The sequence below is a fragment of the Bariatricus sp. TF06-38A genome, from assembly GCF_027690675.1.
GTDB classification, from domain to species: domain Bacteria; phylum Bacillota; class Clostridia; order Lachnospirales; family Lachnospiraceae; genus Allocoprococcus; species Allocoprococcus comes.
The window spans coordinates 13,980-36,803 of sequence record NZ_JAQFCE010000013.1 but is presented as its reverse complement, the minus strand read 5'-3'; the positions used below and the strand labels follow the sequence as shown (position 1 = coordinate 36,803).

Below are 22,824 nucleotides of genomic sequence, written 5' to 3'. Positions count from 1 at the left end.
CCTCCTCTAATCTGTTTTCTTATTTCTTTTTGCTTTTGTTTTTTGGTTTCTTTTTGGGAAAGGATAAAGAAAAATTCACCCTTCCGGTTTCATCTGCATCCATATGAAGATCTGCCTCAAAGTACATATTCTTCTTTCTGGAATACAGGTCTTTTACATGCACACATCCACTTTTCAGAAGTTCTGCAGCCATCTTTTTATCCATGGTTTTTTCCATGCTCTGCAGATAGCGGTTATCTTTCCAGAGAGCAAAGTGACAATCGTGGTTGCTACAATAGAAGTTGGTTTTGCTTTCATATACCAGGCTTCCACATACCGGACATGTTCCAATGCTTTCTCTGGTCTGAAATCTTCTTGTTTCTTCTTCGGAAATCGCATCGCATCCATTCAGCATCATGGTCAGCATGTTTTTGATCTCGGTCATAAACTGTTCCGGTGCAATCTCTCCATGCTCCATCAAGAGCAGCTGATTTTCCCATTCTGCAGTCATACTTGCAGATTTCAGAAAGTCTGGCAGGATCTCCACAAGGACTTTTCCATCATCTGTTGGAAGGATCTGTTTCCCTTTTCGGGTGGCATACTGGGAATAGATCAGTTTTTCGATGATACCAGCTCTTGTTGCCGGAGTTCCTAATCCTTTCTTTTCTGTGTCTTCATCGAATTCCTTATTTCCAGCAGTTTCCATTGCTGCAAGGAGAGTATCTTCACTGTATGGTTTTGGTGGCGATGTAAAATGTTCTGTCTTTTCTGCAGCTACAGCATAGAAAGTCTGTCCCTGGGTTACTTTCGGCATCCTCTCTTTCATTTCCTGATCCGGATCTACGATTGCCATGCGATCCTTATTCTTGAAGCAGTTTTCAAAGAGTTTCCATCCATCCTGCAACACAGTTCTTCCTTTTGCTTTGAAGATTTCTCCCTGGCATTCCACTTCAATCTCTGTTTCCTGGTAAATGTGATCCTTACTCATTGCCATGACCGTATGGACTGCAATCAGGAAAAGAATCTTTTCTTCCCAGGATTTCAATTCATCCAGATGGCAGGATGCAAGTTCCATCGTTGGAATGATTGCATGGTGATCTGTCACCTTGCTGTTATTCATGACTTTCTTCACATCTGGCTGCTCCGGCTGATCAAACGGACCTGTCAGTTGATATTTCTCATAAATCTGACGAACCACATTTCTTGCTGTCTGCTCCATATCTTCGGTCAGATACTGGCTGTCCGTTCTTGGATAAGTGATCAGTTTCTTTTCATACAGGCTCTGAGCGGTATCCAGTGTCTGTTTGGCTGTCATTCCGTAGATACGGTTTGCTTCTCTCTGCAGTGTGGTCAGATCATAAAGCTTTGGTGCTTTTACTTTCTTTTCCGTTTCTTTTACTGCTGTGACAATAGCTTCACTTCCCTGGCATCTACTTCTTAACTGTTCCGCCTCATCCGGATCAAAGATTTTTGGCTTTACAGCCGGAATTCCATCACAATCGAGTTCCACATTGAAATACTTTTCTTTCTGGAAATTGCTGATCTGTCCGGCACGTTCCACCAACATGGCAAGTGTCGGTGTCTGAACCCTTCCAACGGTCAGCTTTTTGAAGTACTTTGTGGTGTAAGCTCTGGTTGCATTCATTCCTACCAGCCAGTCAGCCTGAGAACGGCATACAGCAGCTTCGGCCAGATGTCGGTATTCCTCTGCGGATCTCAGATGCTGCATTCCATCAAGGATTGCTGAATCTTCCAGAGAACTGATCCATAATCGTTTCACCGGCTTTTTACTTCCGGATAAGTCATAGACATGTTTGAAGATTAATTCTCCTTCACGTCCGGCATCACAGGCATTTACGACGTATTCAATTTCCGGACTGTTGAGCAGTCTTTTTAAGATATAGAACTGATCTTTCTTATCTTCTGAGACTGTAACTTTCCAGTCTTTCGGGATGATCGGGAGATCTTCATATCTCCACTGGTTAAATTTCTCATCGTAAGCATCCGGTGAAACATATTCGGCCAGATGTCCGAAGCACCAGCTGACCATACAGTCGGTTCCTTGTAAATATCCGTCTTCTCGTTCCTGTGCTCCAATCACTTCTGCGATTGCTCTTGATACACTTGGTTTTTCTGCAATTACTAAATACATTATGTATTACCTCCTTCATATAACGAAACGGAGAGAGCATGTTTTACAGCCCCCTCCACTAAAAAAGTTTATTTATTTTTCATTTTCTTCAAAATCTTCGTCTTCAGACTCTTCCTCATCCGGAACTTCTTCCAGTCCACCTGTTTCCAAACCTTCCGGCTGATCATCCTCATCTTCCTCTTTTTTAGGTTTATAGATCTTGAAGTAGTAGTAAGCTGCCACACCGCCGAGAGCCAAAATCAGGATTGTTGCCATTGCACCCATATTGGTTTTTGCAGATGCTGTTTTCTCCGGATCAATGGTAGCTTCCTTGTCTACATCCTCATTATTTGTTTCATCCAGCACTACCTTTGATTTATCTGGCTGTGGTGTTACGACAGTAGCAGTGCTGTCTTTATCCAGAAATTCGGACAGATCATTCTCATCAATCTGGGATAACATATAGACATTCTGTGATGTGGCACTACGGTCGATCACGATATAGAAGGTGTTGTTATTTTTCGTTGTAACCGTAAGAAATTCCTTTGTGGAATCATCGGTAATGTCATCCTTGACTTCACCATTGCCAGGTGTCGTAAATGCAGTTCCCTTGTCTGTTCCATCTTCCGGCAGCACCTCGTTTGTGTTTGTCGCCTCGTCCTTTTTCTCTTCTTTGTCTGTTGACTGTTCCGTCTGAGTTGTCTCTACTTTGGATGCCTCTGCCGATTCATCCACATAGGCAAATGCTGTGGTTGATGCTGTAAAAAGCATCATGACTCCCAACAGCAGTCCTGCCATTTTCTTATTCATTTTCTTCCATTTCACCATTCTGATATTCCTCCTTATTTTCTTCTGTGAATACAAAGGAGCCTGAACCTTCATCGTCAGACTCCCTGCTTACCTGAAATTTAACTTTTCCACTCTGGATACCATCCAAAAGATCATATAACTGATCATTATCCATCTTCATACCACGGATGCACCTGATCATCTCATTGTCCTCTTCCTGCTTTAATGCAGCCTGGACACCCCTAAGATATTGCTGCAGATCCGCGATCTTTTTCTCTGTCTTGGCAATCTCATCCAGATATTTTTTAATCTTTTTATTCAAACTTTCACCTCCCTTCGTTCACCCCTTTATGGCAGTCTTCCAAAGCACATGAAATGTTGCTGCCAGTAGGATGTGCTGATATTTGAGTAATGGATCGGATCCCCGCAATGGATCATCATATTGTTACCGACATAGATACCCACATGGCTTGCACCGGATGTGTTATACGTTCCCTGGAAGAAGATCAGATCTCCTGGTTTTGCTTCTTGCGGTGATACATAAGTACATACGCCTCTTAATCCATCTGCGGTCAATCGTCCATAGTTCCAGCCATTACCACAGTGGTTAATGACATAAGATACGAATCCTGAACAGTCAAATCCGGACGGAGAGTAACCACCCCATACATAAGGTACTCCCAGATATTTTTCCGCTTCTCGGATCATCCGGGCAAATTCTTCATCCTGCAGTGCTTCCGGTGGAATCTCATAGCTCATTCCATTACCGCCTGATCCACTGGTCACATTGTTTACATCCCACAGATAATTTCTGTTTCCATAGGTCGTATTTAACGCATTGTAAATAATCAGCTGTTCTGCATTCAGATTGGCTCTTGCCACAGCATCAAAACTTCCATTTGTCAGTGTCACATACAGAATCTTCTTGGTGCTTGTACTGGTAACGGTTACTTCCTGACTGCCATTGTCATCTGCGATATAAGCTTCCCAGGTCTGGTGTCCATGAGCAGAGGCTGCAGCATGGTTATCATAGTAAACGTCAAACTGGACACCATATCGTGCAAAGGCTCCGGTATCCTCAACTGTGTATTCCACACCATTCATTACTACCTTAGTGCCAATCGGCACAAATGGATTGGAAGCATCTACAGCAATGGTATGGTTTGCAGTTGGATATGCACCACTGGCAGTTGGACCTCCGGACCATACACCACAACAGATTCGACAATTACAATATCCGCTTGTCACTACCTGTCCCAATGATTCTCCAACGCGAACATTTCTGGTTTCTGTCACCGTTTCTGTTCGACCTTCTGTATTCAGATGATATTGTGCTTCAAAAAGAGATTGCAGCTCGTTTTCAACATCTGAGTACGTCCAGTCCCCGTATTTTGCGGTAAGATACGAGATAAGATGGTATGGATTATGACCAATCTCAGCAATGTTGTACTGATACTCGTCATAATTTGGATGTCTTCGTTCCATCTCATTGATCTGCTGATTCAAGGCACTTTCCAAAGCGGCATATCTGTTTTCGGCAGCATAGATATCCTCGTCTGAACTTGGATACGTTGTAATACCGATCACAGATCCAGCACCCTCAATAGAGGCACTGCAGCTCCCCAGAGATACTGCTATGACAAGAAAAAGAAGCGCAAAAATACCGATGCCTGCGAACATGGCACGATTACGCTTTATAATCTCTTTCAAGGCAATCTTTGCTTTCACCGTCATGTTCTCGACACCGGTAATGGTTGTCGCTCCACCTAGACTGCCAGCGGATTTTCCGGCTCTGGCTGCCCGGTATGCATCCTTATATCGTTTTTTCTGAAAGAAGCGGTTATAGAAATGTCTCTTTTGCTCAGCGTTCTTTACCGATTCTGCATGTTTGACTCCTTCCATACTTTCTGCAGAACCAAATTTCAGTTTCTTTTCTACAGTAGCCTCACGATAACCTCTGCGATGGGTTTTCACATCCGTTCGTTTGCTGCGGATCTGAGCATGACGTAGGCCACGTAACGCAGCTTCTGTTTCACGCTCTGCAAGTCTGGCACTTTCCACACCTGCATTTTCATCTGTTTCTTCCTCTTCGGAAGTGACTGCTTTCATGCCAGATATACCAGCTTGTGTAGCAATGTATTTCCCGGCTGTCCCTCCCGGTTTCATGCCAGCACCTTTCACCATCTGATTTCCTTCATCATCAAAGGATAATCTTCCGGCTTTTGCCTGTTCTTTGGTCATCTGTTTTTGCAGCTGCTTCTTCCGAATGGATTTCTTTTGGCTGTTCAGATTGTTATCATCATCCGGGATTTTTTCATGGCGATGCAGTTTCTTTCGATATCTAGATACTTTTTCTTCCGGTGTAACTTCAACTGTATCCTCAACAGCTTCCTGCCGGACAGATGATTTCCGGATCTTTTCCATCTGCAGTCGTTTCCCTTTTCCCGATTTTGAATCTTCATTCCCAGCCTTTTTTCGTTCCCGTTCCGGAACAAATTCTTCTTTATTTTCCGGTCGCCCTCGGCTCCTGTGACTGATGTCTTTTACACTACCATCACGGAGATTTTCTTCTGTCAGACCATCTCTGGTCATCTTTGCGACCTTTTTATCTTTGCCTTTAAATTCTTTTCCGGCTATAGGTCATCACCTCCTGGCACAACTTTTCTTTCTGTACTCATTTAGTTCCTGGCGTCCAATAATCGGGATACCAGGATAACCATCTGCCTGTGTCCTGATTGCTGGAGAGCTCGCCTGGATATGAAATACCCAGTTCAATTCACTCGGATCTCTCGGCCAGAAACCATTGATCAGCATAGCCTCCTTGAACTGATTGTTGTGCAGATGGATCTGGGTACGTTTATACAAAACTTCTTTCAGATCATCACTGGTAAGATGCGGATAGATTTTCTGTGCCGGATAAAAATTCCAGAATACCCAGTCAAGGATAATGTTCTGTGTTTCCAGCGGAAGTTCATACAGATGATGATCATCATTGACTGTATGAACACGGTATCCAGGCTGTGCATTTTCCAGATTTTTCATCTGAATGTAAGGATTATCCTGGTTCCACTGCCTGATTCGGATCTTATCGATTTCCTTCATGCTTTTCCGCCTCCATTTCTTTCTCTCGTTTTTCAACTTCTTCCGGTTTTGTAGTCATCAAACTGTACAGCTTCAAGTTCTTATCGAACTTGTCCTTAAATGGAATAATTGTTGTTCCATAGAAAAGAAGTCCTTCTCCTTCCCTGGAATTCGTCACATAAGACAACTGATATGGGGAAATATTCAACTGTTTTGCAAGGATCTGTCTGTCACCTGCAGCCTGGTTCAGCATCAGGATAAAATCACTGTTCTCAAAGATATTTTCAATTTCCCTGCTGGCAAGAAGATCTTTGATATTCTGGGTGATACCACTTGGAATACCACCCCATTTTCTGAATCTCTTCCAGATTTCTACAGAATAAGCTGCTGTCTGTTCTTCTTTGAGCAGAAGGTGGAATTCATCGATATAGTACCTGGTAGATTTGATGCCACGGTTGATCGTAACTCTGTTCCATACCTGATCCTGGACGATGAGCATTCCGATTTTCTTCAGCTGCTTTCCAAGTTCCTTAATATCAAAGCAGACAATACGGTTATTCAGTTCCACATTGGTTCTATGGTTGAATACTTTCAGTGATCCATTTACATAGATTTCCAGTGCTGTTGCAATTCTCTGGGCCTGGGGTTCTTTCTGCTTTCTGAGGCAATCATACAGGTCACCAAGGACCGGCATATTTTCCGGTTTTGGATCTGCAAAGTACTTCTGATACACCAGTGGAAGACAACGGTCGATTACTGATTTTTCCTCTGCTTCAATACCATCCCTGCTTCCCATGATCAGCTCACATAAGGACAGGACAAAATCGGATTTTACACCAAGTGGATTGTCATCATCGGAATAATCCATATTGATATCCATCGGATTGATATAATCCTTACTGGTCGGTGAAATGTGTACTACCTGTCCGCCAAGTGCATGGACCAGTGGATAATACTCTCCCTCCGGATCTCCGATGATAATGTCATCCTTCGTAACAAAGAAAGCGTTGGTGATTTCTCTTTTTGCAGCAAAGGATTTACCGGATCCAGGTGTACCAAGGATTAGTCCATTCGGGTTTTTCAGCTTTTTACGATCCACCATAATCATGTTGTTGCTGAGTGCATTTAATCCGTAATACAGGGATTCTCCTGCCATAAAAAGTTCCTGTGTCGTAAACGGAACAAAGATTGCTGTACTGGTAGTCGTAAGAGCCCGCTTGATTGGGATATGATTTACTCCCAACGGAACACTGCTCATCAATCCTTCTTCCTGCTGATAATCCAGACGTTTCAGCACACAGTTATATTTCTGTGCAATACCGGCCGTCTGGAAGATGGCATTATCCAGTGCCTGTTTTGTCTTTGCAGTATTTAAAAAGAGCGCTGTTACAAGGAACATACGCTCATTTCGTGACTGCAGGTCTTCTAACAGACGCTTAGCTTCTCCGCCATACGTGTTCAGATCCGATGGAATGATATCCATATCGTATCCGGCCCGGACTGCTTTTTTCTGTTCTTCGATTTTCATACGGTTGATATCCGTCACTTTGCTTTTTACCAGCTTGATTGCCTTCATCTGATCCACAGACTGGACATGCAGGTTGACGATGAGATTCTTATCAATATCCAGAAATTCTGCCAGCATTTTATCTGTAAGCTCCGGTGCCAGGATCTGTAAATAAGAGACTGCTCCGATGGTATTTCCCATACGAAATGTATTTCTGTCCTTGAATACAAAACTGGTCGGTGCCACATAATCTTTGGTATTGAGTCCAGTACGGATCATGGAACCATAATCAAACTGGAAGTCTGTCATGATATCCGGATTGAAAGTCTCATACAAAATCTGCAATCTTTCCACTCCATTCAATGGATAGGCTGGAACTCCAAGGATCTTGAAGTTGTTCAGGATATCTGATTCAATACGTTCCAGCTTTGGCTTTGCTTCCCGGATATTATCCGCTTCGATGGAAAAGGTGATATATTTTGACTTCACCAGACCGTTGTTTCCTTTTGCCAGCTGCTGTTTCAACATCTTTGCGTATTCCATACGGACATCATCAAAAGCATCCTCCTGTGGTCGGATCCGGATGACCTGCTCAAACTCCTTCATGCTGCTCTTATGGTTGATAAAGCTCAGCTGAAAATGGATACTGGCATCAAAGTAATTGAGGAAATCACACCAGTTTTCAAAGATTGCATTTTTATCTTCGTTCTGAGCCAGCTGGTAGTTGATGTCATAGAAGCGGATGCACTTAGAATACGTTTTTCCCTGTACCCTGCAGATTCCATCTCTTCCCATTTCCTTATAAGCGATCGACTGCTGAACAGACAGTTTTTTCTGCCTGCGTTTTTCCTCCTGCTTTTCCTTTTTCTTTTTCTCTTTTCTGTCTACTTTTTTGTATCCGGTATCTGCGACAGTTTTCTTATTTTTCTTTTTTCGCAACCGTTTTTCCTCCTTTCAGTTTTCCTGTATCCGGAGACTGCTTGATCTGTTCCGGATCTGTCTCATAATAGTTTTCAGTTTCATATTTTCTAACGGGTGGACGAAGAAACTTCACCCGGATCATATGCATCAGAACATCTTCCAGATGCATCCCGTCTTTTTCGTACATGGCAAATAAAAATGCCGGTAACATCAAAAGCACCATGACCGTTGCTGCATTACTGTTTCCCATCACATTACGCAAGAGGAAATAGCTTGGAATTCCCATTGCAGCACCTATCCCGATACAGATTAGCTGTCTTTTGGTCAGGTTAAATGCTACTTTATTCTTTACCTTTGTTAAATCTTTCGGTACGCTGACATATGCCATGATTTTCACTCCTTCCTGTAATTTAGTGCGCGTTAAATATCGACTTACTTAAGGATGCCGTCTTAAAGAGGCTGTAACATAAGATCACTGTGTAAGCCATAACGCCAAATAATGAAGAACTCAGATTATCTGAATACTGGATACCTGCAACAAGCACTGCATAGATTGCAACGCATACCATCATCAGAAATGCCTGGAAAGCCAGGGCAAAGAGTCCTCTGAAATAATTCGTGCCGATCTGTCCCCATTCTCTGTTACTCATAGTTGCGAATGGAATCGGCGCAACTGAGGTATATAGGTAAATCTCTATCATACGTCCATACATGATCACTGTGATTAGTACAGACAGGATTCTCATACAGAAGCCGGCGATAAGGGTTTCCAGCGCCAATACAACAAGTTCTCCGATTTCCATACTTTCCAGTGTTGCGGAAAGATCCGTCAATGCCGAAGAAATATCAATGGCGGTACTTCCTGTGATAACACCGGCCGCAGAATTAACTACGTGCTGGCCCACATCGAATACCGCCATTGTGATCGTAAATGTGTTACTCACCAGATATACAGCGATCCACATTTTTACGAAGTACTTGAAAAACATCCAGGTATCAATATCATGCATGTTGTTGCGCTCGGTCAGCATAGAAATCAATTCGTAGCAGAGTACGAGTGTGATAATAATACCTGCGATCGGCATGATCACGGAATCCGATAAGTTCCGGATCATACTGAATATGCTGCCGTTCCACCCTTGCGGGGTCTGTCCAACCTGGGTAGCGATCTCACCAGTCTTTTGATTGACATCAGTAAACATCGTGTCCAAGTTGGAAGTGATCATCCCGGTTAAGAGTTCCCTCATCCATTCCTCAATCGCATCAAAAATCTGACTGAACATGGATCTCTACTCCTTTCTCTTAACCAAATAATCCACTCAGAAGCGGGATCAGTTGTGTTCCGATCAGGATAACACCACCACCGCTCATCAGCTGCTTAATTCCCTGGGATTTTGCACCCGGGTTGTCGTTTCCATAACCTTCCATCAGGTTGATTACGCCCCAGACACCAAGACCGGCACCGATTGCAACGACCAGTGTCTGAAGGATATTGATTGCACTGCTAAAAAAAGCCATAATCAAATGTATGAACAAACGCTTTTTCTTATGGTCTGTAAGCGTTTGGCTCTACTCCTTTCCCTTTTATTCAGACCTTTTTGTACCCTTATCAGTAGTAGCAGGGTGCTCGAATTCTTTCTTTCATATCAGTCCTCACCTTCCTCAGCTTCAATCGCTGATACATCTTCTTGTGTTACAGTTACTTCATACATTTCAAATTCTGTATCTTTCGACATCACCAGTCGGTGTGCCAGATATTTTTCGACATCAAACGCATTATTCTTATTGAAATCGGCAAGCTCTTTGTACCGTTTGTGCTTTGTGATGTCATATTTGTTGCTTAAAAACGGCCGGACTCCACGAAGCTGTAAGATACATTTTTCTCCATCCATGACCGCCAGCTCATCTCTACTCATCAGTTCTTTTCCAGTCTTTTGATAGTTCAGTCCATAGGACCGGTTGCTGCCTCTGGTGTCTGATGTGTTATAAAGATCAATGGTTTCCTTTCCCAGGGTTTCTGATATTTCTTTCAGTGTGGAGCTTTCCTTTCCGCCCAGGAAAAGAACGGTGTCATGAGGTAAGCTTCAGCTCATCCTTCGAAAAGGACTTGCATCCACTCCCTCCCAAACCGCACGTACACCTCTCGATGTATACGGCTTTCCGCTTATCATTTGCGGTGTTACGAATGAATTAAATTATGGCATTCGGGGCATACCACGAGTGTTTTCCTTCTCCTTTTTCGCATGAGAAGTACCCACTCTGTATTTCCCTTTAAATCTTTGAGTTTCTTAACTTGGTGTATTACCAGATTTCTACAGTCTTTTTGGCATAATTCACAAGTATGACGTTCCACTCTCTGTTTGAGAGTGTTAGTCTTGGCATATTTTGAAAACTGCGGAAGCTCGCTTACATTATCAAACTTTGTAGCACATTCCTTCCGTTTATAACCATCCCTGTAGAATGTTGTTGTTTTCATTCCCTGCCTTGTTTCATACGCAACTGTAAATAATTCGTTTCTGCAATATCTCCGCTTAATCTCATGAACATTCGTCTTATACTTGCACGCAAATGTTTTATACATGCTGTATTTCATTACATTGGCAAATCTCCCTATTTTAAAGGAGTCATTCGCTATGGAGTAATAATTATATAGTCCACGGACTTCTGCATTGTATCTTGCGAGAATTTCAATATCGCTCTGGTTTACCAGTTTTCCCCTATGAAGGGCTACAAATCTCTCTTTTTCGTTTTCGTTGATTTTGATTTTCATTGCTTTGTATTCAATTAACTTACCTACCCATTTTTCGCGTGGAACATACAGTTTAACAACTCCTGTCTGACATCTCTGAACCCTTCCGTTAGAAGCCTTCTGTAGCGTCTGCACTCTTGATACCGTAATGTCGTAACCTAGAAATCTTGCTCTGTCTCCAGTGTGCGTAACCTTTGTCTTAGTGTCTGACATTTCTAATTTCAATGCTTTTTGCAGGAATATTTTCACGTCTTTCTTGATAGCTTCTGCGTCTGCTTTGCTACCAATAACCCCGATGATAAAATCATCCGCATATCTCGTATACTGCACCCTTTTATAATTACTGTCGTTATAGACGTAAGGTGTTGTAGATTTTTCAATCATTTCCAGTTCCTTAAGATTTTTGCATCTGATTTTCTTTTCTTCATCAGACAGACTATCCCATATCTCTCTGCCCTTTTTCCTATATCTGTATGCCTTACCGACACTGGACTTATATGCAGTAGAAAAATGTTTCTTCTTGGCTTCTGTATTGAAGTTTTCTGCATAATTTTCCATAAATTTGTCCAATTCATGAAGGTAAATATTTGCCAGCACTGGACTGACTCCCGACCCCTGCGGCACTCCGCTATAGGTTCTGTTGAATGTCCATTGTTCCATATATCCTGCTTTTAGGAATTTCCATATAAGCTGGATAAATGCTTCGTCATCAATCCTCTTTTTCAAGAGGTCAATAACTACATGGTGGTCGAAACTGTCAAAACAAGCGTGTATATCTCCTTCCACAAACCAGTTCGCACCAGTAAAGGTGTTCTGTATCTGTTTCAGTGCTGTCTGACAGCTTCTGTTTGGTCTGAACCCATGTGATTTATTACTGAACACAGGCTCATAAATACTCTCCAAAATCATCTTAACGCCTTCCTGCACGAGTTTATCATCCCCCGACTGAATACCCAGAGGACGTTTTTTACTGCTGTTTTTCTTTGCAATATATTCTCTTCTTGCAGGCTTAGGATGGTAACTTCGGTCTTTTAAGGATAAAATAATCCTCTCAATTCTCTCGTTACCCATGCCATCAATCGTTGTTCCATCAGCTCCGGCAGTCATACTGCCATCATTTGCGTAGATATTTTTATACGCAAGCCAATAAAACTCCGGGTTGTACAGATTTCTGTATAATCTCTGAAATCTGTAAGTTTCATTCTTTGACTTTTCCATCAAATTTTTCAATACCTCAGTTGGATTTCTCAATGCCTCTCGCACCTTCCTTCATTTTAGTATTTTCTGATAAGCTGCTCCCCTTCGCCATGTGATCGTCATTAACGTCTCGGACTACTATGGGAGCTGTGTGACCATGCCTGTTACCAGGTTTAGGTCATCCCCAGTTAGTAAATACAGGATTAGCATTCAGTGTTGTCGGCACCGACTTTCGCCATTTATCCGCTGTCTTGCGGTTGCTCTTTCATGAGTATCGCTTGCTTTCATAACTGCGAAATGAAACCAACATGAAAAGCATACGTTTCAATCCTTTTCGTATGCGGGGCACGGGTTCCCCCACTCTGGCTATCGTTTAGGCAGTTTAGCTTTGTACCTCATACACTGATTTTTATTCTTAAATATTCTGACGCATAGGATTAGCGCCTTTCCTATTTACGTTCCAACTGGAACAACAACATGCTACACTCCCCTTCGGGTTTCCCCTCTCGGATAAGTTGTAGGATAATAGGTTGTGATTTTTTCATCACCTGATACTTTTACCTACCGCTTGCTAAAGGCGGTATCCTGTAAGTACCACGTCGCCAATTTATATTGCACTGGCGACTTCTGGGCGCACACAGTTACCTGTGATCGTCTCAGCAGCATCCTTATAGATAGTTTTCAGCTGAGATTGTGACTGCAAGATGATAGAAGCGGAGATTTCCCTGCTTCGGATCGTAGCAATCAATTTGTCGAATTTGGGAATCTGTCCGATATTACTGAACTCATCAAGAAGCAGCCGTACATGATAGGGAAGCCTGCCTCCATGCTCATCATCCGCTTTATCACAAAGCAGGTTAAAGAGCTGGGTGTACATAATCGCTACCACAAAGTTGAATGTGTCATCGGTATCACTGATGATGACAAACATGGCTGTTCTCTGATCACCGATCATATCCAGTTCCATTTCGTCATACGACATGATTTCTCTTAGTTCCTGAATGTCAAATGGTGCAAGTCTGGCACCACAGGAAATCAAAATCGATTTTGCAGTTTTGCCGGCTGCAAGCTTGTACTTGCGATATTGCCTTACTGCAAAGTGTTCCGGATTTTCTACTTCCAGTTCTTCAAACAATTCATCCACTGCATTTTTAAATTCTTCATCATCCTCCCTAGTCTCACTGGCATTGATAAATTCCAACAGAGTAGAAAAGTTCTGTTCTTCCTCTGGTGCCTCATACCAGATGTATCCGATCAGTGCAGAATACAATAGACGTTCCGCTTTGACCCAGAAATCTTCCGTTGATTTTTCGCCCTCACCCTTGGTATTTGCGATAATGGTATTGACCAGCTTTAAGATGTCTTTTTCACTCCGGATATAATGGAACGGATTGTAATGCATGGACTTTTTAAAGTTGATCGTATTTAATACCTTGATCCGGTATCCTCCATTTACCAGCATCTTCCCGCATTCAACGATGATCGTACCCTTTGGATCAGTGACCACATAGGATACGTGGTCCGTCATCTGCATAAGATTGGGTTTCACATAGAATCTTGTCTTACCGGATCCGGAACCACCGATGACAATCACATTCTTATTTCTGGCATACTTTGGTGCTTTTGGTCTGCTGTTCATGGTCAGACGTTCCGTTTCTGTGAGGATGACATTGTTTTCAAAAACCGGATCCATGAAGGGTTCGATATCTTTTCTATTTCCCCATCTTGCAGATCCATACTCCACACCCTGCCGGAACTTCTTTGCGTTTTTAGAACGATAGTAGACAACCAGTTTTAATGCACTTGCAACCAGAACACCTACTGTAAGGTCCTGCAAAGCGATACTTGGCAGCCAGCTTAAAAATGCCAGTCGAAAATTGACTAACATCACGCCAAGTCTCTGGACCATGCTTTCTCCCAGGCAATGCCGGTACAGCCAGGATCCTTTATCTGCTACATAGAAGATAAAGAAATATGGGAGATTTAAGATCACCAGCCGTTTGATCTGGACCTTCTGTAATTTCTCCCGCATCATCGTTCCTGACCTCTGGATTTTTGTCTCTGCTTCACACGCTGGCGGTGCTTTGCTTTTCTTTCTACAGATTTCTGCAGTTTCTTTCTGACAGATGGTTTCTTCACCTGTTTCTTTTTCAGTTCTACTCCGGCATATTCCCGGAAAGCCGCTGTCATCACATCCACATCTTTAGCCTTAAAGAAGACCAGATATTTTGGTGGATCCGCACCGACTTCTTTTTTCAGGCTGTAATCAATCCCGTACTTTCTTGCCACACGGTCAAAGGATTTGATATTTTCATCTGTGATCTTTATGTTGGAAAGCTGTACTCCCTGTGCATTCAGCTGCTTGATGGTCTGCTTTCCATGTGGCTTTTTCTTTTCAATCTTTTTTCGGGCTTTTTCCCTTCCTTTCTCCTGGGCCCGTCCGGTCTTTTCAGCCATTTTCACCTGCGTTGCTTTCTGTTTCCTCCGGTTGTCCATTTCCAGGAACTTCCGAATGGCTGCTTTTAGCACACTGGCAGTGATCTTGACTCCCTGGATGCTCAGGCTGATCACTTTCTGATTTACTTCTTCCTGCAATTACCCACGTCCTTTCTTTCCTTTCATTTCAGAATGAAGACGGGCAATACAATATCCGATGCATGGAACATGTTTTCCATACGGACAGCCACCACATGGTGTTGTTTTTACCGCTTTTTTCTTTTCAGGAAGCAGATAATGGCACTGCTTCAAGTTACAGCCTTTCTTTTTGCCTCCCCACCAGTAACAGTACTTACAGGACCATGGCTTTTCTTCGCTGTACTTTCTTCCTTCTATAGCTGCATTTGGTTCTATGATCAGATCTTTATTTGTCTTCATTCTGTTCTTCCTCTTTTCTCATGATTTCTGTCAGTTTTTTCTCTGCCTGACTTCCGGCAGCAATGAGACAATACAAAACTGTAAATATTGCCGCTGCTCCCAGAAGAGCAACAAAAATAATGATATTTCTCATGGTTTCTCCCATCTAAAAAAGCGTCCACAGATTCCTTTCGGTTTCCATGAACGCTCATTCTTATTTGATTAGTGTTTCTTTTTTCTCATAAATGCAAGGGCTCCTGTACCAGTCGCACCAATGCCGAGAAGCATAAACCACAGCCACAGATTGGTGTTATCCCCAGTCTTTGGTGAATCACTGACAGGTTTTCCACCTTCCGGTGTCTTTTCTGCCGGTTTTTCCTCATCTACCATGGTTACATGCTGTACTTCACTAGTATCCTTTACTTCGAATTCCACATCTTTTGCAACCAGATAGCCATCCGGTGCTGTTTCTTCACGGAGAGTGTATTTTCCGATTGGAAGCATTTCGATGTAATGTGCTTTCTCTGTACTGGTCCAGCTTTCCACAACTTTTCCATCCTGATCAAGGATCGTGAGTTTTGCTCCCGGAAGTTCTTTTCCGGCGATATCCTGTTTGGAGATTTTCACCTTCGTCACATCATCCTTCATCTCAACTTTCTGCACATCGGCAGTATCTTTGATGGTGAACTTCACGCTTTCAGCTGTCACATAACCATCGGCCGGTTTTGTTTCAACCAGTGCGTATTCTTTTCCGACAGTCAGCTCACGGATCACATGTGCTTCTTTACCGGAAGTCCATTCATCCACGATATTTCCATCGGCATCTACCACTTTCAGCTTACATCCTGGAAGTTCTTTTCCGGTTGTCAGACTGGATTTGGTAAATTCTACAACGGTTGGCTGATTCTCAAAGGTAAAATCATAGGTTACAGTCGGCTGATTCTCACCTGCATACTCAAAAGTAAATTCCTTTACTTCATCGTTGGTTACAAATCCGTCCGGTGCATAGAGCTCTTTTACATAGTAAGTTGCTCCTATTGGAAGATCTGCAACAAATGTGATCTTTCCTTCTTCATCCGTAGATTTCAGTTCAATGATCTCATCGGCTTCGATCAGGACTTTACCAGTTGTCTCAGACTTAATGTCTTCTTTGGCAAATAATCCAAAGATAGCTCCTTCCAGTGTACGGTCAGAATCTTTTTCCTTCTTAAGTACACTGACTTCTACTCTCTGACGGTTGTTCTGCCAGTCTTTGTCATAGACTACAACCGGTGTATCCTGATCCACGTAAGTCAGATCTACATGACGGATCTCACCATCCAGTACATGACCGTAAGCAGTTCCTGTTTCTTTCACATAGTATTTACCAAGTGGAAGATTTTCCAGTTTTGCAATACCGGTTTCATCTGTCTTGATCGTTGCAATCAGTTCATCCTTTTTATAGTAATCGTCACTGACGCCATCGGCAGCCTTAATGTCTTCCTCAGCATAGACTTCAAACGTAACATCTGTCAGTTTTCCGGTTACATAGTTGAAAATGTGTTCCACCACACCTTTGACCTTATCGGTCAGTGTAACAGAATCCAGAAATTCTCCCTTTTTGTTGATGATGAGTTCACCAACCGGTACCTCGTCCTTCATTTCCACTTTCTGAACCTCTCCGGTATCTTTGACTGTGAATGTCACATCATTGGCTACCAGATAACCATGCGGTGCAAACTCTTCATGTAGGGTATAAGTCTCACCCACCTTCAGATACTTGATCACATGCGGTGCATCTTTGGAAGATGTCCAGCTATCTACTATATTTCCATCTTTATCCGTTACTTTCAGATAAGCTCCATCCAGTTCTACACCGGTTGTTGCATCTGATTTTGTGATCTCAACAGTTGTCGGCTGGTTCTTCTTTACGGATTTTAATGTTACTGTCTGCACATCCTGCCCCTGATAAGAAGCATCAAATCTCAGTACTTCATCCGAAGATACGAATCCATCTGGTGCTTTCAGTTCTTTTACATAATAGCCTCCAAGTGGAAGATCCAGTGTACATGCTGCCTGACCTTTTTCATCAGAAGTCATTTCCTGTAAAAGAGTATCTGCTTTGACGATCACTTTTCCATCTTTCGTCTGAATGTCTTTTGCATTGTAAATACCGAACACTGCTCCGGCTACTGTATTGCCTATCTCAGCATCCTGTTTTTCGACAGTAATCGACACTTTCTGTCGTTCATCTGTGACAGAGATTTCTTTCTCGATCACTGCAGTATCCTGATCCGCATAAGCAAATTCGACATTTTCCGGCACAGTATTTAATACATAAGTGTCCGGTGCATTCTTCTCTTTGACATAGTATCTGCCAAGTGGAAGATTCTTTACGGTTGCATAACCATCTGCATCCGTTGTGACGGTTGCTACCAGTGCATCCTTTGCAAAATACAGAGTTCTCTGTCCATCTGCATCTACCTGATGATCGGCAGTATAGATATCCTCTGCCGCATAGACTTCGAATTCTGCTCCTGCAAGTCCGGCCATTTCATACTGGAAATCCTTATCAAATCCTTTTAACATTTCCCCCTGTTTATAGATCTTTAACTGACCTTTGACTGGGGCATTGGTATATTCCACATCAATGACTGCATCTCCTGTGACAGGATCGGTCAGATAAGCAGTATCTGTATCAACGGCAACTGTCACATAGTTTTTGGATATCGTGTACCCATCGGGTGCCGTCACTTCCTCAATCCGGTAGTTACCAGGTTTCAGATTCTTTGGCAGTACCAGGTATCCTTCCTCATTTGTGAAATAAGATTTGTGTACTGTTGGCTTCGGATAGGATGTTGTCTGTTCCACATATTTCTGATTATCCAGGTCGTATACCTTGAACTCAGTATTAGCCAGGAGTACAGATTTCTGTGTTTCTGCATCCTTTTTGATGATCTTTAATTTTGCTTTGAATTCTTTATCCAGCAGCACTCGCCATGTCTGCGGTGTATCCGGATAATTCTCTGTGATCTTCACTACAAAATCATCGACCGGTGCATAGTTGTGTTTGCTTGTGGTCTCTCTTACCACATAAGTTCCATATGGAAGCGGAATCGATCTTGCATATCCTTTTTCATCGGTAAACATTTCTGTCTGGCCATCTGCAGTCAGTACAACTGGTCTGGCTGAATCAAAATCATAACTTCCATCTGCTTTTACTTTCAGATCACTGACAAGCCATGCCGAAAAACCAACTCCCTGCAGAAGGTCTGCATCGGTCTTCCCGTTGTTTGCTGCCTTGATAATCTGGAACGGCTGCTTGATGACGGTTTCTTTACATACAGAAGTTCTTTCTACTGTCGGAACAGTAGCACCTTCGTAAGTACAGTCCACCTCATGTTCTGTCGGATCCAGTACGTATCCCACCGGAGCACTAAGCTCTTTCAGATAATACTTTCCAAGATAGAGATCCGATACAGAAGCTTCGCCATTCTTATCCGTTGTCAGGGATGTGATCAGGCTGTCTTTCTTATGGATCGTTCCGGTTCTTCCATCCGGATGAACAATATCTTCCCTTGCATAAAGGCCATATACTGCACCTTCCAGCGTTGCATCCCCCTGTGCTGCATTCCCTGTCTCAGCATCCTGTTTTGCAATGTTGATCTTTGCATTTACACGTTTGTCTGTTACATTTTTAGTCGTTGTCTTTCCGATAGCAAGAGTCACATTATAAGACTTTGTATCAATCTGATATCCTGTTGGAACAGAGATTTCTTTCAGATAAACAACTTCCTGTGTCTTTTCCATTGTGAGCTGTGAAGCACCATTCTGATCTGTTGCAGGCATCTCTGCAATCAGTTTTGTACATGCAGCATCGGAATAGATCCCGTACACTGCACCAGCCAGTGCATTGCCTGTATCCTGGTCTTTCTTTACAATGGATACCTTACATTCTTTTGTCCAGGTTACTTTAAAATCCACATATTTCTCATTTCCGACACCTTCACCGAAAACAAGAGCCAGGTCCTGTGTTCCAGATCCTGTTGTGATCTTATAGGCTGAATATTCCTTATCAATACTTCCTTTCATCTTAGAAGAGAAAGTAGCACTGACATTTTCTGCCTGATTAAGTGGTGCTGTCAGATAGAACTTTGTACCACCGGAAATCTCCACATTAGCCCCTGCAGCACTTGTTTTTCCGGTTGTCACATTTACAAGTTTTACACCTTTCGGCAGCTTGAAAGTGATCGTCTGCAGTTTATCCGCTTTGAATATGATCACACTTGTTCGCTGGCTGTTTCCTTCCACATAAGCCTTTACATTAGATTCGGAAAAGCTCATATCTACAGACGGAATGTCCGGCATATTTACACAATAATTGTAAAGTTCCATTGCCAGGTTCTTTCCTGTTGCATTGGTTCCGGATGCCCAGTCACTGGATCCATTTGCATAAGCCGCTGCAAGATGCGTAATGATGAATCTCTTTCCTGCCGGAAAATCCGGATGTTTCTCATCGAAAAAACCATTCTCATCACTTGCTTTTGTTCCGTAATAGCAGACCTTCGCAAGTGTTTTTCCATCGGCAAGTTTCTGGATCGTATAAGTTCCATTTCCCGGTCCTTTTTTCGATGGTTCAACACAGTATGCTGTCGCATTGATGCTTCCCCATTTCACATAATATGGACAAGTCAGATAAGAACCTAATCCATAATCTGCGTAATAGTACCAGGAACCGGCTGTGACGGTGACTGATTTTGTTCCTGTTTCACCGGAAGCAAGCATCATTGGCATATCAAAAGTAATACTTTCGCCTGCTTCAAGATCTGCAAGAGCAACTTCCTGGTCAACCGCTTCCTGCATAACCTCTGAGAGTGTGATCCCTGTTTCCGGATCAACGGTCTCCTGATCCTCCGTTGCTTCGATCTCTGCATCAAATTCTTTTTCTGTCAGTTCTGTTTTGCTCTCCGTTTTAGCATCACCAGTTTCCTCTGTAGACGAGCCAGCCTCAGAATCCTCTGTTTCTGTCTCATCGGAAGAACCAGCATCCTGATCAGAAGAACTTTCTGACTGCGAATCTTTCTGCTGATCCGCTTCTTTTACCACGATCTTTCGATTGATCTGGTAGGTTGGGTGATCCGTTGTCTGTGGTTCTACATAATAGACTGCCTTATAGGAATTGGCATAATCGGTAGAAAAGTCATTCCCGTCCGTATCTTTTGCTTCCTGAAATGTAACTTTTACTTTGCTGTCATCCTGGATCGTAAGACCGGTATAATCACTCTTTACATCGAAATTGTCTCCAACCTTGATCTCATAATCCTTTGCAGTTACCACTTCATCTTCATCCAACTGATCCTTGATCTCCTCATAATACGGAATCTTTTTTACAGATCCGGCATCATCAGAAGCATAGGCAACAGCGGGAGAGAGTACCGTCGATAGAACCGTTACTGCAGTCAGTAAACCGGACATCACCCTGCGTGCTTTCTTTTTCACGTTCATTCTCTTAAATCCTTCCTTTCTGATTTTTTTGTGTATGGTTATCTGTTCGTGTCTGCGTATTATCTTTTATACGAAGATGATCGCCTCCTTTCCTGAAATTTGCGCTATTTGGGACAGTCAGCACAAGCTGAGATAACAGCACAAATATATGGCGGTACCTGTTTGTCACAAATACCGCCACATGATTTCTACTGTCATCCTCTTTTCAGATTCAGACATTTTATTTTGATTTAAGATTTAAGCGTTTTCCTGTTTTCTTTCCCGGATCCGTTCCTATATCAGTTTCCATCTCTGATACGTTTTCTTCTGGCAGACACGCAGCTTTTCGCTCTATGCATGTTCAAACCGAATATCACTCCGGGCAGGCTATTCATTTTTCAAGGTACATGAAGGTGTTCTATGCAAACCCTTCATATAACGAAACGCTCAGAGCCTGTTTTACAGTGGTCTAATTCAATTTTTTTAAAATTCTTCGTTTTCCGCCTTTTTTTTCATCGTTTTTAATGCCCTGTTCAGGAGGTCATTTACACTCTGCTGTTTGATTCCCAGATAATCTGCAACATCCTGCTGACGCATTTCCTCGAAATAAACCAGATTGAGTACCGTCTTTTGTCTCTCTGTTAACTCTTTGATCAAAGCGTTTAGAATTTCTCTGTCGATAACATCGTCAACAAAATCTTTTGAAGATCCTCTCATAATCTCCGCATCATCTGTAACATCGCTGTTAGAAAACACACCATGATTGGTGCTGATTTTGCTCTGGCTGTATGCCATACGGTCTTCAGCCTCCATCAGCAGACGGATATACCAGTTTTCATTATCAAAGAACTCTTTATTGAATTCCTTGTTATCGCCAGTTACACTCACATATTCATAGTCATCACAACTATGAAGCGGAAATACGGTTGATTGATTTCCTGCTGTATAAAGTACATATCCGTGATCATAAACAGAGATTGTTGTATCTGCATTGATCATTTCCTTTACTACAACTTTGTGTTCCTTCAAGGATTTCACGCTTGGGATTCTCTTCTCCACATCAGCAACTTTCACGATTTTTTTCAGTTCTTTTAATGTCAACATAAAGACCACCTTTCTGCCTTTCGGCTCCGGGTGGTCCATTCCATCTTTTATGAAATTTCTGCACAGACATAAAGAACTGCAGTACAAGAGGTCACGAACTCACCCGTTTTTTTTGAACGGGAGTCCGCGACTCCTTTGTAACGCATGTATCTGCGTTTAGATTAAGTTTGCCAGATTGCCTGGCTTATTCAGTTGATATGTGCATCTTCTGATTCATTCTCTGTTTGCTCTTTGCGAAACATGGAATAATCGCCCATAGCATCGTAAGGACAATGCCTTACAAATTCCTGGTATTCGATTTCAGTCATCTTTGCTTCCTCCTTTGTGTCATATTATCAAAATCTCTCTCTGCAATTATTTTTGCAGAAGAGAATTCAACCTCTATATAACGAAACGCTGAGAGCCTGTTTTACAGTGGGGTACGACAAAAAATTTAAAAATTTTTTGAAATACATCAAAAAAGCCCGACAAAACAAATACTTCAACAATCTCCAAAACCAGAAAATACTTCTGATCTTGCAGTGTATCCGTAAATGTTTTGCCGGGCTCTTAGTGATTCCAGTCAGATTCAGCTCCTTGACAAACTCTTACTGTCTGGTGCGTTCTTGATGGTTCCTGCCAAATCCAACGCTTACTACAGACAGCTCATTCTATTCTGTTATGATCCCTGATTCATCATCTTTCGGGAATACGTCCGCATCCTGGACTTTAATTGTTCATCTCTGATGTGGATCGGACGAACCGACACCATATCATCCTTTACAAATATCTCCAATGTACTGCGACATTTTTTGCACTCCACTTCTGAATCGCTTTGTGCGCTCTTTTCAATAAATGCTCCGCATACAGAGCAGTGTACATGCCATTTAATAGCACCTGATCCCATATAGGCTTCCTCCTTTAAGCAATAAGATATTTCTCCATTTATTACTCAACGGACCAAAGGGAAATCAAATCCGCCTTATGAGCATCATGCCATCCATTCCGTAAGTGCCAAAGCTACACGAACAGCACGATTTTTATTCTGATCAGATCTGCTTTGTCGATCTG

The 22,824-nt window shown here is 42.5% G+C and carries 16 protein-coding genes and 2 pseudogenes; all 18 read right to left on the bottom strand.

Features of this window, described 5'->3' with window-relative positions:
• Positions 1 to 19 precede the first annotated feature (19 nt).
• Complete coding sequence (locus PG418_RS10890; RefSeq protein WP_117569914.1) at positions 20 to 2,131, bottom strand: DNA topoisomerase 3; 2,112 nt, start codon at positions 2,129 to 2,131, stop codon at positions 20 to 22.
• A gap of 72 nt (positions 2,132 to 2,203) precedes the next feature.
• Complete coding sequence (locus PG418_RS10885) at positions 2,204 to 2,938, bottom strand: CD1107 family mobile element protein (RefSeq protein ID WP_005334804.1); 735 nt, start codon at positions 2,936 to 2,938, stop codon at positions 2,204 to 2,206.
• On the bottom strand, positions 2,913 to 3,221 hold the full coding sequence (locus PG418_RS10880) for a DUF4315 family protein (protein ID WP_005334805.1): 309 nt from the start codon (positions 3,219 to 3,221) through the stop codon (positions 2,913 to 2,915). Before PG418_RS10880 ends, PG418_RS10885 begins: the two co-directional genes overlap by 26 nt.
• 26 nt (positions 3,222 to 3,247) lie before the next feature.
• Complete coding sequence (locus tag PG418_RS10875) at positions 3,248 to 5,491, bottom strand: C40 family peptidase (protein WP_498837374.1); 2,244 nt, start codon at positions 5,489 to 5,491, stop codon at positions 3,248 to 3,250.
• Between the two features lie 51 nt (positions 5,492 to 5,542).
• Positions 5,543 to 6,001 carry a hypothetical protein gene (locus tag PG418_RS10870; RefSeq protein WP_003864573.1) on the bottom strand — a complete coding sequence of 153 codons (459 nt, stop codon included), beginning with the start codon at positions 5,999 to 6,001 and terminating at the stop codon, positions 5,543 to 5,545.
• Complete coding sequence (locus tag PG418_RS10865) at positions 5,985 to 8,426, bottom strand: VirB4-like conjugal transfer ATPase, CD1110 family (RefSeq protein ID WP_052084040.1); 2,442 nt, start codon at positions 8,424 to 8,426, stop codon at positions 5,985 to 5,987. The genes PG418_RS10870 and PG418_RS10865 overlap by 17 nt, the downstream gene beginning before the upstream one ends.
• Positions 8,407 to 8,796: a PrgI family protein gene (locus PG418_RS10860; protein ID WP_033126086.1), complete on the bottom strand. Its 390-nt coding sequence runs from the start codon at positions 8,794 to 8,796 to the stop codon at positions 8,407 to 8,409. The genes PG418_RS10865 and PG418_RS10860 overlap by 20 nt, the downstream gene beginning before the upstream one ends.
• Before the next feature lie 22 nt (positions 8,797 to 8,818).
• Positions 8,819 to 9,691, bottom strand: coding sequence for a VirB6/TrbL-like conjugal transfer protein, CD1112 family (locus tag PG418_RS10855; protein ID WP_015514791.1), 873 nt, complete (start codon positions 9,689 to 9,691; stop codon positions 8,819 to 8,821).
• A 19-nt stretch (positions 9,692 to 9,710) separates the two neighbouring features.
• On the bottom strand, positions 9,711 to 9,926 hold the full coding sequence (locus PG418_RS10850; protein ID WP_005334815.1) for a Maff2 family mobile element protein: 216 nt from the start codon (positions 9,924 to 9,926) through the stop codon (positions 9,711 to 9,713).
• A 128-nt stretch (positions 9,927 to 10,054) separates the two neighbouring features.
• Positions 10,055 to 10,480, bottom strand: a pseudogene (locus PG418_RS10845) (TraM recognition domain-containing protein); the annotation flags it as partial.
• A 107-nt stretch (positions 10,481 to 10,587) separates the two neighbouring features.
• Positions 10,588 to 12,408, bottom strand: a complete 1,821-nt coding sequence (locus PG418_RS10840; protein WP_498837373.1) for a reverse transcriptase/maturase family protein — start codon at positions 12,406 to 12,408, stop codon at positions 10,588 to 10,590.
• 583 nt (positions 12,409 to 12,991) lie between these two features.
• A pseudogene (locus PG418_RS10835) lies at positions 12,992 to 14,389 on the bottom strand (VirD4-like conjugal transfer protein, CD1115 family); the annotation flags it as partial.
• Positions 14,386 to 14,949, bottom strand: a complete 564-nt coding sequence (locus PG418_RS10830) for a PcfB family protein (protein ID WP_003864610.1) — start codon at positions 14,947 to 14,949, stop codon at positions 14,386 to 14,388. The pseudogene PG418_RS10835 and the gene PG418_RS10830, both read right to left, overlap by 4 nt.
• Positions 14,950 to 15,228: a hypothetical protein gene (locus PG418_RS10825; RefSeq protein WP_055297478.1), complete on the bottom strand. Its 279-nt coding sequence runs from the start codon at positions 15,226 to 15,228 to the stop codon at positions 14,950 to 14,952. It abuts the gene before it with no gap.
• Positions 15,215 to 15,361: a hypothetical protein gene (locus PG418_RS10820; protein ID WP_162290843.1), complete on the bottom strand. Its 147-nt coding sequence runs from the start codon at positions 15,359 to 15,361 to the stop codon at positions 15,215 to 15,217. The genes PG418_RS10825 and PG418_RS10820 overlap by 14 nt, the downstream gene beginning before the upstream one ends.
• A 68-nt stretch (positions 15,362 to 15,429) precedes the next feature.
• Entirely contained in the window at positions 15,430 to 20,691 is a 5,262-nt protein-coding gene (locus PG418_RS10815; protein ID WP_498837372.1) for a SpaA isopeptide-forming pilin-related protein, read from the bottom strand.
• Between the two features lie 462 nt (positions 20,692 to 21,153).
• Positions 21,154 to 21,813, bottom strand: coding sequence for a sigma-70 family RNA polymerase sigma factor (locus PG418_RS10810; protein ID WP_033126083.1), 660 nt, complete (start codon positions 21,811 to 21,813; stop codon positions 21,154 to 21,156).
• Between the two features lie 619 nt (positions 21,814 to 22,432).
• Positions 22,433 to 22,660 (bottom strand): hypothetical protein, encoded by a 228-nt coding sequence (locus tag PG418_RS10805; RefSeq protein ID WP_005334838.1) that lies wholly within the window; start codon positions 22,658 to 22,660, stop codon positions 22,433 to 22,435.
• Between the last annotated feature and the right edge of the window lie 164 nt (positions 22,661 to 22,824).